Raw genomic sequence first — 11,804 nt, forward strand, 5'->3', positions numbered from 1 at the left:
TTGGGCAAGCCTAATTGCTCAAGGTTTCAATCCCTCATAGGGATTTAAGAGCGTTTCAACCAGGGCGATTTTCTTACGGATGTAGTAGGTTCTGCCGTTTCAATCCCTCATAGGGATTTAAGAGCGTTTCAACTCTACCATTATTTTAGCGATCGCCACCAGATCCACTGTTTCAATCCCTCATAGGGATTTAAGAGCGTTTCAACTTTGCATAGCACGAGCCGTTGCCGTTTCTAGTTTTTCAGTTTCAATCCCTCATAGGGATTTAAGAGCGTTTCAACTTCACCCACTCCAATATGTCTTTCTGGTAATTACTTGTTTCAATCCCTCATAGGGATTTAAGAGCGTTTCAACGACCACTATAGGCGGCTGCGGTGAGGGCTTGGGTTTCAATCCCTCATAGGGATTTAAGAGCGTTTCAACTCCAGCAGTTGATGGGCATTGTAGTGTTCTAGTCGGAGGAGGTTTCAATCCCTCATAGGGATTTAAGAGCGTTTCAACTTATCGGATTTTGGGCGGTTGTCATCCTGATTCTTATTGCGTTTCAATCCCTCATAGGGATTTAAGAGCGTTTCAACGTAACTCAGGCATTGGTGACTGGCGAATCTTTTGGTTTCAATCCCTCATAGGGATTTAAGAGCGTTTCAACTGCTGGCTTTTGAGATGCTTGCTGTATTGACTTTTCAAGGTACATTTCCGACGCACAGGTAGTATCATAGCAAATCGGCTCCCAACAAACAAGCCCAAATCGCTGAAACCTTTGCTCTGTAAGGGCCGACGCTGGTTGTTGGACTCCAAAGCTTGGAACTCAGACGAGATAAGTCATACAGCCATTTCAGCGTTAGAGGCATTTTCCACACCCCCCTAGCGTCGGAATTCGAGAGGGGGATGGGGAGATCATCAATTATCGATTCTCGATGTTCTGATAATAACTAGAAATAATGGCAACGGCGAACCACCAGAGAGTGTTGACTTGGGGACGATACCAAACCGTATCGACTGCACCATGGGCCATCATACCGATCGCGATCGCCAATGCTCCCATTAACCACCATGCCTCAGTGGAAGCCCTATCCCGCAATCGTTCCAGGTGTTTCCATCCCTGATGGAAGGTGACGGCTAAAAACCACAGGAATACGCTTAAGCCAATTAAACCCGTTTCTACCGCCGTTTCCAGTAAGACGGAATAGGCACTAAGGGCAGAATATTTCGGAGTCATAAACAGGGGATAGATTTTATTAAAAGCACTATTCCCCGGCCCAATACCGATAATGGGATACGCTTCGATCATCCGCACAGCGCCCATCCAGACGTTAATGCGGAAATTATTACTGCTATCACTACGACCGGCAAAAATACTGGAAACGCGATCGCGCACGGGAGGCACAAACAGGACTGCTATGGCAAACAAAGCGACTAAAACCCCAAATGTCAAGGGAAGAGCAAACTTTTGCCAAAACGGAGATAACCTAGCGCTCCACCAATAAACCGCCAATAAACCGAAGGCAGTCAGGGCGACCACAAAGCCAATCCACCCTCCCCGACTATAGGTCAACACTAAGCAGGCAGAATTAACCGCGAACGTCACGATCGCCAACATTTTAGGAAAAATGCCATTCCAGATCCAAACCGCCGCCAAGCCCCAAATAACCGCCGGTAAGAGATAACCGGCTAGGAGGTTAGGATTGCCCAAATAGCTATAGACGCGGGTAACATCGGCAGAAGCTGAACTGGGGTCAACCCAAGTGGCTAGCGATCGCGCCCCAAAGAAGTATTGGCGAATGCCATAAACCGCTACGGGCAAACTGGTCAATAAATAGATAGTAATTAGACTAGAGCGAATCCTCGGATTACGGGCGAGTCGAGCAGTAAAAGCAAAAAATAGCAGATACAAACCCAGTTTAATCAAGCCACTGAGGGCAGCCATTTTTACTGGAGATAGGGCTGTCGAGATCAGAGAAATCACCCCAAACAGGAAGATCGTTCCATGGATAGGAGTTGCTAAGGGTTGGCTTTCCTGACGGGGATCGTCGGAGAGAGTGAGTAAAATCCAGAATCCACTACAGGCGAGCAACAGGACACCAATTAAAGTAGTGGAGACAAAGGGACTAAACCCTAGAAGCAAGGCCACGAGGGTAGCACCGATCCAGTCAGCATAGGTCATCAGAGCGCTACCAGAACGCCAAGTTCTCAGCGATCCGACAATTCGATGCAGTAGCGATCCTTCCAGCCAAGGATCGAGGGCAAAGTTAGATAAGAGTAGAGTTTCCCACACAGCGATTTTTAGGGAATAGGGAATAGGTAATCGATAATAGCAAGAGTCTAGCAGGGTGGGCAATGCTCACCAACCCCTAATATCAAATACTTAGATGTTTGCTACAGATGATTGACACGGGGACGCTCCAGACACTCCAGACACGGGGATTGATGTGTAGCGTTGTTTTTGGGATTTGATATAATTTTACTAACTAGGGTGTAGTGCTCTAAAACTGATGTTAGATTTAATCTAATCTTTAGTTTATTGAATTACGATTATTAAATAATATTCTGATGTCTAACACGATCGCCATTCATCCTAGCATTCACATCGATTGCGATCGCCTGCGGAAACTGTGCCAGCACTGGCAAATTATCGAGCTTGCCCTCTTCGGTTCCGTTCTGCGTGAGGATTTCCGCCCCGATAGCGACATTGACTTACTCATTACTTGGGATGCACAAAGCCATTGGACATTACTCGATTTTGCCCAAATGCATGAAGACTTTGCTCTACTTCTAGATCGCCCAGTTGATCTCGTCAGTAAACGCGCCATTGAAAGTAGCAACAACCCACTACGCCGCAAGGAAATTTTGAACACTGCTCAACTCATTTATCAAAAATGATCACCGATCGCGATCGCCAGTCTCTAGTTGATATCATTAACTCCATCACCCTTGCGGGTGAATATTTGCAGCACAAGAGCCAAGCTGATTTTGAGCAAGACCCAATTCTGCAAGATGCCATCATTCGCCGAATTGAAATTGTTGGAGAAGCTGCTGCCCGCTTATCTGAAACTGCACGTAACGAAATGCAAGCTGTTTCCTGGAAACAGATCATTGGAATGCGGAATATTATGATTCATCAATACGATCGCGTTGATCTGCAACTTGTCTGGGATACGGTCACTCAAGCTTTTCCTAGACTTATCCAAAGTCTTCAACCCTACCTCTAAATTTAATCCACTTAGATGGGTAGACCCCCTACCAGAGTCTCTAGTTCATCTTGCAGAATGGGTTAAGTTACAGCGCGAGCGCTCTAAAACTTCAGATACGGCAATTGGGCGGCGGTGGTACGAATGGAGTCTACTCCTTGCAGGAGTTGGCCGCAACTGTCCCATGTACCAGAGGTAAACATTTGTTGCGCTCCAGCACTGAGGTGAACGGGGCTGGTGTTGCCTTCCCACGCCACGGTTAGGTTATTGAGATCTAGGGTAAGCTGCATTGAGGGATTAGCGGCGATCGCCGTTTGCAGAGCCTTAATTTGCTCGCTCGAAGCCGTCACACAAGGCAGTCCAATGGCGACACAATTACCAAAGAAAATTTCGGCAAAACTTTCACCGATAATGGCTTGAATCCCCCAACGGGCGATCGCCTGGGGAGCGTGTTCGCGACTGGAACCACAGCCAAAATTACCATTCACGACTAGGATTTTCGCCTGTTGATACTGGGGTTGATCGAAGGGATGTTTGCCCTGCATTTGGGCACGGTCATCCTGAAAAACAACTTCTCCTAAGCCATCGAACCTGACACAGCGGAGAAAACGAGCCGGAATAATGCGATCGGTGTCAATATCATCACCGATTGAGGGAATTCCTGGGCCAGAAATTAGTTGAATTTGACTCATAGTTATAGAGAGGGGATAGGGAATAGGAAATAGGTAAGAGGGAAAAGAATATTAATGTTCTTTTGCACTGCCATAGTAAGACGTTACCTGGCTGGCGATCAATAGACCTCTTACCTATGTAGGGAAAAATAATAACCCAACAGATATAAGGAACCCGACAGCACAATTAACCCGGAAGAGTCCATAACTGCTGCATCTAAAGCATCTTGGAGATCTCGATAGGCAGCACAAGCGCTCAGATTCGGTTGTAGGGTTTGGGCGAGTTCAAGTAGTGCTTCAGGGGAAGCGCAATTGCTATCGGGAACGGGGACAGTAAAGAGGCGATCGCCGGGACGCAGCAGAATTTGAAAAATTTCTTGATGAGATTTAGTCGAGATCATTCCCATCACCCAATGAATGGGGATCGTCTCTAGGCTATCGAGATAGTGGCGCAAAACCAGCGCCGACTCTGGATTATGGGCCCCATCGATCAGAATACGCTGTTGTTTCCAGCTACTCCATTCTAGGCGGCCGGGCCATCGGGTATGGGCAATTCCCTGTTGGATCGCTTGAGGAGAAATCTGCCAGTCTGAAGGGGGTAGAGTTTGGATTGTGGCGATCGCCACAGCAGAATTTTGCAGTTGATGCGCTCCTACTAAGGGCAGTTGATACTCCAGATCCCCAAATCTAGCTTTTCCTCCCCCCAAATCTTCGGCTGCTGGAGGATAAAGAGCTGGGCAATTTAACTCTTGAATTCGTTGCTTAATCACCGTTTGTGCTTCTGGCTGGAGAGCGCCAATAATCGCCGGACAGTGGGGTTTGAGGATGCCCGCCTTTTCCCGGGCAATATCCCCTAGGGTAGGCCCCAACACTTGCCAATGATCCCAACCAATAGAAACAATAATCGAAGCTAAAGGGCGATCGCACACATTCGTGGCATCTAGACGACCCCCTAATCCCACTTCCATGACCGCCACATCGCAACCCTTTTCAGCAAAATAGAGCCATGCAGCAGCCGTAAACACTTCAAACTGAGTGGGCGAATCTTCAGGATTGACTTGTTCTAAAACCGAAACCAAAATGTTATAGAGGTCTTCTGAGGCAATATTCTGACCATTAATACAAATTCGTTCTGTCCAATCTTGTAAATGGGGGGATGTATAGCGTCCCACTCGATAGCCGGCTGCCTGTAAAATCGACGAGATATAAGCACAAACTGACCCCTTGCCATTGGTTCCCGCCACATGGATGACTCGAACCCGATCCTGGGGATTCCCCAAACGAGCCAAGAGTTGCTTAATGCGATCCAATCCTAGATGAATCGCTGGATGTTGATGAGAGGGCAACAAATCGGCGATCGCCTGCCCCCATTGAGAAACCTTATTCTTCAAGTTGCAATCTCAAATTCACTGTTCCAGAAGGTCTAACATCACCGGGAGAGCGAAATAATCCTAGGCCTTCACCTACGATACTCTCTCGATACATGACATCCACCTTTTCATTAAGTCTCAATTGGGGAATTCCTTGAGATCTTCCCCGGGTCGATAACCGCGGATCGACCCGGTTTTCTAGGTCTGTATACAAACCCGGAAAATCTTGAGTGCTGCGACTCTCCACCGTTTGCAAAGAATCCCCTTTCAGAGTCACCGCCTCATCTTGGGACAGAGCGGGGGCAGTGAATAAGGAAACCACTCCACCCAAAGTCATCAGTGGTATAACCAGCCAGAACCCTATGGCGCTACGTTGTGCTAGGGAATCGGGCATATTGAGGGGGTGTACCTGCATTTTAGGATTCACAACTGTACTCCATAACTGTAAAGTCTTCATCTGTCACACTGAGGGATTCAGTCTAAAAATACCCATACTTACTATTATGGTGCGCTATGGAAAGCCTGAGCAAGCGATCATTTATAAAGTTTTAATCTCCCAACTGCCTATTGCTAGCCCTAAAGCTGGACAGCCGTTAATTCTCCCTGATTTAAATGCCAACAGCGATCGGCTAAACTCACTAATTCATCGGGATCGTGGGTGACAATCATCAAGGTCCAATGGGACTTAATTTTAGCTAACAATTGCACCAATTGCCGACGCATCGACCAATCTAAACCGGCGGTTGGCTCATCTAACATTAAAATACTCGGTTGACGGATTAATTGTACCGCTAAAGCTAAACGACGCTGTTGCCCTCCACTCAAAGCATGGGGAGAGGTTTGCAACGACAGGTGTTCTAAACCCACTTCCATCAGGGCTTCCTTAACCCGATCTAAATCCAACTCTGGATGACCTAAACGCAACTCTTCCAGAATCGTACTGCCGCAAAAATGGCGTTCGGGAAACTGAAACACTAATCCGGCCAATTGTTGCATATCCTCAGCAATTAATATTTGCTCACGCCAGCGAATTTCTCCGGCTGTCGGATAAACTAAACCTGATAAAATTTCCATCAGGGTACTTTTTCCAGAGCCACTAGGGCCAATAATTAATCCCAGTTCTTGGGGGCCGAGTTCTAAATTAATGGCTTTGAGAACTGGGTGGGGAATAGCTGGAGGATGATAGCTTAAGTTGTTTAGATAGAGCATGGGGAGATGGGGGGATAGGGGGATGGGAACTTTTAATTCAAGATATATCATCCTATCGAGTATACTATCGGACTAGAGAGCGACTGACTCCTGTTGAGTTAAACTGCCATGAAAAACCAGCGTAACCTATTTAAATTTTGCTCCAGCTTGGCGATCGCCAGCTTACTGCACTTGAGTGTATTCACGCCTTCCCTACAAGCGGGCGATCCCTTCCGCGAACAAAATCCCCATGCTATTGGTGACCATACGGAAGCTGCATTTAAGGCCCTTTTTATTGGCGGAGATTATCCCCAAGCGCAACAGTATCTACAACAGGCAAAACAAAAGGAAGCCAACGATCCTATGCTTTATGCAATGATGGCTTCTCTAGCGTATATTGAACAAGACTGGGAGAAATTTGAAGAATATGCTCCCCAAACGGGTAAAGTGGCCAAGGCTTTAGTCAATGAGAACCCGTTGCGGGGCAATTTATACATAGCAGTGGGTCATTTTATGGAAGGGGGTTATGCCTTAGCTAAAGATGGGCCAGTCAGGGGCGCAACCCAAGCATTAAGGGAGTTACAAGAAGCACTAAAGTTTATTAACAAAGCGGAAAAAATCCGGTCGGACGATCCAGAGTTGAATTTAATTAAGGGATATATGGACTTGATGTTAGCCGTGAATTTACCCTTTGCCGATCCACAACAGGCGATCGCCCGTTTAGAAAATCTAGCTCGTCCCCAGTATCTCACCTATCGCGGCATTGCTATGGCTTATCGCGATTTAGGCAATTACAATAAGGCTCTTGAATATGTAAATTTAGCCTTATCTGAGACCCCCAATCATCCCGAAGTTCATTACCTCAAAGCACAGATTCTCAAACAACTCGAACAATGGCAAGCCGCCCAAGGCTTTTTTAATCAGGCCTTAGCTCGGCCGCAAATTTTACCCAAATATTTAGTCGCCCAAATCTTTTTTGAATCTTGTCAAAATCAGCGTAAAATTGATCAGAAACCGCGCAATTGTGATGCTCTGCGCGACCCCATTAAAGAAGGCAATCAAACCTGGGGGCCGGAACGTTTACCCTCTTTAGATTAGCGCTACGCGCTAGTGATGGGTAATAGGTAATGGGTCAGAACGTTCTGTATTCATATTATTCATCATGAAACACAAAAGTCGGGAACCAGAAAGAGAACAGGGAAGCAAACGGTATCGTATTCAACGTCTGCGTCGTTTAAGTCAACTGCTCGATAATGCTCTACCTATTCCCGGCTTAAATTACCGCGTGGGAATCGATCCAATTATTGGCTTAATTCCTGGAGGTGGAGATATGGTGAGTGGGATCTTATCTGCTTATATTGTCCTGGAAGCCACGCGGTTTGGATTACCGAAAGAAACCCTAGGACGCATGGTAATTAATGTCCTTATTGATACCCTAACCGGAATTGTTCCCATTTTAGGTGATATTTTCGATCTCACCTGGAAAGCGAATGCCATGAATGTGGAATTGCTGGAAGAACATTTACAAGCCCCTAAATCCAGCGAAGCAGCCGATCGCGGCTTTATCATTGTCATGATTCTGAGTTTAGCCCTGATTGTCGTTGGCGTTACCAGTTTTGGCCTGTTCCTGCTTTGGGGATTAACTGCTTTAATGAATTCTTTGTTTTAAGTCTAGCGATCAATCTCAATTGCCTGTCAAAGTCCTATAATACTTCTTCTGATAAAGACATGATTTTATGTTTTGCTCTTTCTAATATCAACTCTCGATTCAGCATGAGTTCATATTCATTCCCTTCCAATCCTAATACATAACACCAACATTTTTCCGTTCCCCAAATCGTGTTTTTCTTGAGGTCTATAACGCTTGCTCTAAAACGGGGATAGCGATGAATTAACTCTAATTCCAACTCTCGGTGTTTAACGGCATTATAAACCTGATTTGAAGTCGAAGCGGTTAAATTAATCCATCTATTGGCTAGAGTAAATTGATATCCCCAAGCCAGATATGACAATTTATTTCTTTGTTTTTGAGCTGTCCCCTCTGGCATTAATTCCAGTAATTCATCAGGTTTAAGATGAATTAAACTAATATCAACATCACTGACTCCGCGTACATCAGAAGGAACACCACTAGCCAACTTTAGCCCAGAAATAGGAAGCATTTCTTGAACTAAAATAAATGTCTCTTCAATAGATAACATCCGATCTCCTTTGATTTCTTATCTTGCCCACTTTCTCAATGAAATTGCTATATTTTAATCAAACTTGTCAGAAATGGGATCAGTTTCCAGGATTAAGCCGACAGGGTTGTGAAATCAAACGTTAAGGCAAGCAGCGATTGTTGCCATTACTGACTCGGACAAATTCGATAAGTGATAACCCCCTTCCAAGCCAAACAGGATTTTCGAGGTAAGTTGTAAACAAGCTCCGGTAAATGTACCATAATCATCCGGAACTAAATTCATCCCTGCTAATGGATCATCTCTTGTGGCATCATAACCGGCACTGACAATTAACAAATCCGGTTTGAACTGCTGTAAAAATGGAATTGCTTGGCTTTCAAAGGCTGGCCAATATTCCGCTATTCCCGATCCAGAGGGTAAAGGAATATTTAAAACATTGTCATACTCTCCACGCTCTGTTGCTCTACCGGTTCCAGGATAAAAGGGAAACTGATGGAGAGAACAATAGGCAATTTGGGGATGGCTTTGGACGATCGCCTGAGTACCATTGCCATGATGGACATCCCAATCTAGAATAGCAACTCGCTCGACTCCCGGTTGAGCTAAAGCATAGTGAGCAGCGATCGCCGCATTAGAGAACAAACAAAACCCCATTCCCCGCTGTGCTTCCGCATGATGTCCTGGAGGACGCGCCAATACAAACGCTGGAGTCCCTGTTGCCAAAACCCTCTCTACACCATCGATCCAGCCATTCACTGCCAAGAGCGCTATATCATAGCTCTGGGCAGAAACCGGGGTATCGCCATCGAGTAACCCACCTCCTCCTTCCGCAATTTCCCGTACCCGTTGAATATGTTCAGCCGTATGCACTTCCTCTATCCAGGGTAAAACGGGACGCACTTCTACTGGGGTCGGTGTTTGCCAATCGAGAGATTCAGCCCATAAACTAGATTGGAGAAGATTTGCGATCGCCTGAAGACGCTCCGCTCTCTCCGGATGCCGTCCCGTATCATGGAGCAAAAATTCCTCAGCATAAATAATCGGAAATACCATATGAGCGCCCCATCTCTGATCCGCTTAATTTGCCCTCTATTTTATAGCCCTATGGTATTAAAATAAAAACCAACCCCCTTCTGGGGAATCACGGGATTTGCTCTACCCGCCATGACTTTCCCAAGCCAAAAGAACACGACCTCTGCTAATCATGCTTTCCATACCCTCCGCTCTACCACAAATCACCAACGAAATCGAACGTCATCCCGAAGCGCTTCGGATGAAGAAAATGTTAGTGTGCGCCTGGCAAGATATCTGGGAAAACGATGCCAAACGCTTACGAGCCATAGTTTTACCCGATCTACTCAAATCAGTCATTAAGAAATATCCCACCTTAGAAGATCTCAGAGAAGCGCTCGAGCGGATTGCCAATACCCTCAACAAAAGACAAGAATATCAGGCGATCGCCCACAACATCGTCCTTATTTTAAGCAAAGTCTATCCCGATACTGAGGAAGCCACCCAAGTCTATGCTGCACCCCCAACCCATATTACCCTGGCCTCTAATCAACCCCTGCCCCGTTCTATCTCTGTGGTTGACCCTCCCGTAAACACTCAAATTCGCACCGGTTATGACCCTTTCAATCTGCGGTTAGAACTGATGCGATACACCAATCCTCTCAGGGCTAAAATGGTCTTATTTTCAGCCTTACACCAAAAATCCCGTTTAGAAGAACAGGATTGGGTGAATCTAAAAGCCGAAAACCTAGATGGCCTACTTTACGGCATCTATGAACAATGTGAAACCTTAGCAAAATTAGGAGAGTGTCTTTGTGCTACAGCCAATAATGCCGAAGATGAACCGAGTGAATGTAATCAAGCAGCCGGAGCTATTATCCAATGTATGGGGCGGTTTTATCAAGATTGGGAACCCGGAATGGAAGATGTCATATATCAGGCAAAAGCTTACCGTAATCCGAGTGAGTTAACCGGTATAATTGTTCAAAATTCCTCAGACTCTAACGCTACTGGTCAAGAACCTGAATCGACTCGTCGTATATCGAATTCCCAATAGCAAGATTGTTTTGTATTGGACAACTATCTATCAAAAGTGATGAAGAGGGAATATGAATGCTCAAGAACTGATTCAACGCTATGAAGCTGGAGAACAAAAATTTGCCGGTGCAAAGCTCAATCGAGTCAATTTGAGAGGAGCAGATTTGATTGGCATTTACTTGTATCAAGCAGATTTGCAAGGGGCCAATTTAATGTTTGCTTATCTCAATCGAGCTAACTTGAATCGGGCCAATTTAATGGGGACTCAATTGGGAGGTGCGAATTTAACCCAAGCGAGTATGACTTCAGCGAAGTTACATGATGCCGATTTACACGGGACTACCCTGCATAAGGCAGATCTGCGGATGACGGATTTGACCTTGGCAAATTTAGTCGATGCTAATTTAGTGGAAGTCGATTTACGAGGGGCAGATTTAAGTGGCGCTAATTTAACGGGGGCTTGTTTGAGGGGAGCGAATTTACGGGAAGAGCGCCGCGCCTATATGTCTTTTTTACGGGGAACTACCTTGCATCGGGCGGATTTACGAGGGGTGAATTTGTCGGGGGCCGATTTGTCTAAGGTGGATCTTAGTGAAGCGAATTTAACTGAGGCGACGTTGCGAGAGGCGGATTTAACAGGGGCGAATTTGCAAGGAGCGAATTTGCAGGGAGCCTTTTTGACAGAAGCCATGCTGAGTCAGGCCAATTTACGCTATGCCAATTTGACCGATGCGAAGATGGAACGGGTGAATTTGATTGATGCGGATTTAATGCGGGTGAATTTGCAGGGCGCTCTGTTAGCCGATGCGAAGATGAATCGAGTCAATCTGGATGAGTCGGATTTAACCATGGCGCGTTTGAATCGGGCAGATTTGAGTCGAGTAACGTTCCGCAATGCGATTTTGAAGAAAGCAGAATTTATTGATGCTTATTTGGGACGAGCAGATTTGAGTGGGGCAAGTTTAGCTGAGGCAAATTTGTTTAATGCGGAGTTGAGTAGCGCCAATTTGATGGGGGCAACCTTGCGGGGAGCAACGTTGCCAGATGGTTCAATTAAGCGTTAACTACCAGAACCGGTTGAATTGAATTGACCAGAGTTGGCGATAGATGGGACAATCGAAAAGGCTTATCGCGGCACTGTTCCCTCTTACCCCT

At 45.9% G+C, this 11,804-nt stretch carries 13 protein-coding genes and 1 CRISPR repeat array (1 of these 14 only partly in view); of the genes, 6 read left to right on the plus strand and 7 right to left on the minus strand.

Features of this window, described 5'->3' with window-relative positions:
• A CRISPR array of direct repeats spans positions 1-649; the repeat unit is 37 nt; unit sequence GTTTCAATCCCTCATAGGGATTTAAGAGCGTTTCAAC; it begins 1,374 nt to the left of the window's first position.
• 255 nt (positions 650-904) lie between these two features.
• Positions 905-2,329 (minus strand): IctB family putative bicarbonate transporter, encoded by a 1,425-nt coding sequence (locus PN466_RS02375; RefSeq protein WP_390889959.1) that lies wholly within the window; start codon positions 2,327-2,329, stop codon positions 905-907.
• Between the two features lie 221 nt (positions 2,330-2,550).
• On the opposite strand from PN466_RS02375, the gene PN466_RS02380 reads away from it, so the two are divergent.
• Positions 2,551-2,880, plus strand: a complete 330-nt coding sequence (locus PN466_RS02380; RefSeq protein WP_271936654.1) for a nucleotidyltransferase family protein — start codon at positions 2,551-2,553, stop codon at positions 2,878-2,880.
• Positions 2,877-3,209, plus strand: coding sequence for a HepT-like ribonuclease domain-containing protein (locus tag PN466_RS02385; RefSeq protein ID WP_271936656.1), 333 nt, complete (start codon positions 2,877-2,879; stop codon positions 3,207-3,209). The genes PN466_RS02380 and PN466_RS02385 overlap by 4 nt, the downstream gene beginning before the upstream one ends.
• Positions 3,210-3,292: 83 nt before the next feature.
• On the opposite strand, the gene leuD is transcribed toward PN466_RS02385, so the two are convergent.
• The 4 genes from leuD to PN466_RS02405 all read right to left on the minus strand — a co-directional run bounded on the left by leuD (position 3,293) and on the right by PN466_RS02405 (position 6,438).
• Positions 3,293-3,880, minus strand: a complete 588-nt coding sequence (gene leuD, locus PN466_RS02390; protein ID WP_271936658.1) for a 3-isopropylmalate dehydratase small subunit — start codon at positions 3,878-3,880, stop codon at positions 3,293-3,295.
• Positions 3,881-3,990: 110 nt separating this feature from the next.
• Positions 3,991-5,250, minus strand: a complete 1,260-nt coding sequence (locus PN466_RS02395; protein WP_271936659.1) for a bifunctional folylpolyglutamate synthase/dihydrofolate synthase — start codon at positions 5,248-5,250, stop codon at positions 3,991-3,993.
• A complete protein-coding gene (locus PN466_RS02400; RefSeq protein ID WP_271936661.1) occupies positions 5,240-5,686 on the minus strand; it encodes a hypothetical protein in 447 nt (148 codons plus the stop codon). The genes PN466_RS02395 and PN466_RS02400 overlap by 11 nt, the downstream gene beginning before the upstream one ends.
• Before the next feature lie 119 nt (positions 5,687-5,805).
• Positions 5,806-6,438 (minus strand): ABC transporter ATP-binding protein, encoded by a 633-nt coding sequence (locus PN466_RS02405; RefSeq protein ID WP_271936693.1) that lies wholly within the window; start codon positions 6,436-6,438, stop codon positions 5,806-5,808.
• Between the two features lie 108 nt (positions 6,439-6,546).
• On the opposite strand from PN466_RS02405, the gene PN466_RS02410 reads away from it, so the two are divergent.
• The gene (locus PN466_RS02410; RefSeq protein WP_271936662.1) at positions 6,547-7,515 is read left to right on the plus strand and encodes a Sll0314/Alr1548 family TPR repeat-containing protein; all 969 of its coding nucleotides are present in this window, start codon (positions 6,547-6,549) and stop codon (positions 7,513-7,515) included.
• A 64-nt stretch (positions 7,516-7,579) separates the two neighbouring features.
• Positions 7,580-8,086 (plus strand): DUF4112 domain-containing protein, encoded by a 507-nt coding sequence (locus PN466_RS02415; protein WP_271936663.1) that lies wholly within the window; start codon positions 7,580-7,582, stop codon positions 8,084-8,086.
• A 34-nt stretch (positions 8,087-8,120) separates the two neighbouring features.
• Here PN466_RS02415 and PN466_RS02420 read toward each other — a convergent pair whose 3' ends face one another.
• Together PN466_RS02420 and PN466_RS02425 are read right to left on the minus strand one after the other, a co-directional pair.
• Positions 8,121-8,618: a hypothetical protein gene (locus tag PN466_RS02420; protein WP_271936664.1), complete on the minus strand. Its 498-nt coding sequence runs from the start codon at positions 8,616-8,618 to the stop codon at positions 8,121-8,123.
• A 114-nt stretch (positions 8,619-8,732) separates the two neighbouring features.
• Entirely contained in the window at positions 8,733-9,653 is a 921-nt protein-coding gene (locus PN466_RS02425) for a histone deacetylase family protein (protein WP_271936665.1), read from the minus strand.
• 151 nt (positions 9,654-9,804) lie between these two features.
• Between PN466_RS02425 and PN466_RS02430 the strand changes: the two genes are divergently transcribed.
• Positions 9,805-10,668 (plus strand): hypothetical protein, encoded by an 864-nt coding sequence (locus tag PN466_RS02430; protein ID WP_271936666.1) that lies wholly within the window; start codon positions 9,805-9,807, stop codon positions 10,666-10,668.
• 52 nt (positions 10,669-10,720) lie between these two features.
• Positions 10,721-11,713 carry a pentapeptide repeat-containing protein gene (locus PN466_RS02435; protein ID WP_271936669.1) on the plus strand — a complete coding sequence of 331 codons (993 nt, stop codon included), beginning with the start codon at positions 10,721-10,723 and terminating at the stop codon, positions 11,711-11,713.
• Positions 11,714-11,804: the final 91 nt, after the last annotated feature.

The organism is Roseofilum reptotaenium CS-1145 (assembly GCF_028330985.1).
Lineage (GTDB): Bacteria > Cyanobacteriota > Cyanobacteriia > Cyanobacteriales > Desertifilaceae > Roseofilum > Roseofilum reptotaenium.

Bases quoted from the DNA above. Each gene is read 5' to 3' on its own strand.
- PN466_RS02435 (WP_271936669.1), top strand. From the start codon at position 10,721: ATGAATGCTCAAGAACTGATTCAACGCTATGAAGCTGGAGAACAAAAA.
- PN466_RS02420 (WP_271936664.1), bottom strand. From the start codon at position 8,618: ATGTTATCTATTGAAGAGACATTTATTTTAGTTCAAGAAATGCTTCCT.
- PN466_RS02385 (WP_271936656.1), top strand. From the start codon at position 2,877: ATGATCACCGATCGCGATCGCCAGTCTCTAGTTGATATCATTAACTCC.
- PN466_RS02405 (WP_271936693.1), bottom strand. From the start codon at position 6,438: ATGCTCTATCTAAACAACTTAAGCTATCATCCTCCAGCTATTCCCCAC.
- PN466_RS02410 (WP_271936662.1), top strand. From the start codon at position 6,547: ATGAAAAACCAGCGTAACCTATTTAAATTTTGCTCCAGCTTGGCGATC.
- PN466_RS02430 (WP_271936666.1), top strand. From the start codon at position 9,805: ATGCTTTCCATACCCTCCGCTCTACCACAAATCACCAACGAAATCGAA.
- PN466_RS02400 (WP_271936661.1), bottom strand. From the start codon at position 5,686: ATGAAGACTTTACAGTTATGGAGTACAGTTGTGAATCCTAAAATGCAG.
- PN466_RS02415 (WP_271936663.1), top strand. From the start codon at position 7,580: ATGAAACACAAAAGTCGGGAACCAGAAAGAGAACAGGGAAGCAAACGG.
- PN466_RS02425 (WP_271936665.1), bottom strand. From the start codon at position 9,653: ATGGTATTTCCGATTATTTATGCTGAGGAATTTTTGCTCCATGATACG.
- leuD (WP_271936658.1), bottom strand. From the start codon at position 3,880: ATGAGTCAAATTCAACTAATTTCTGGCCCAGGAATTCCCTCAATCGGT.
- PN466_RS02380 (WP_271936654.1), top strand. From the start codon at position 2,551: ATGTCTAACACGATCGCCATTCATCCTAGCATTCACATCGATTGCGAT.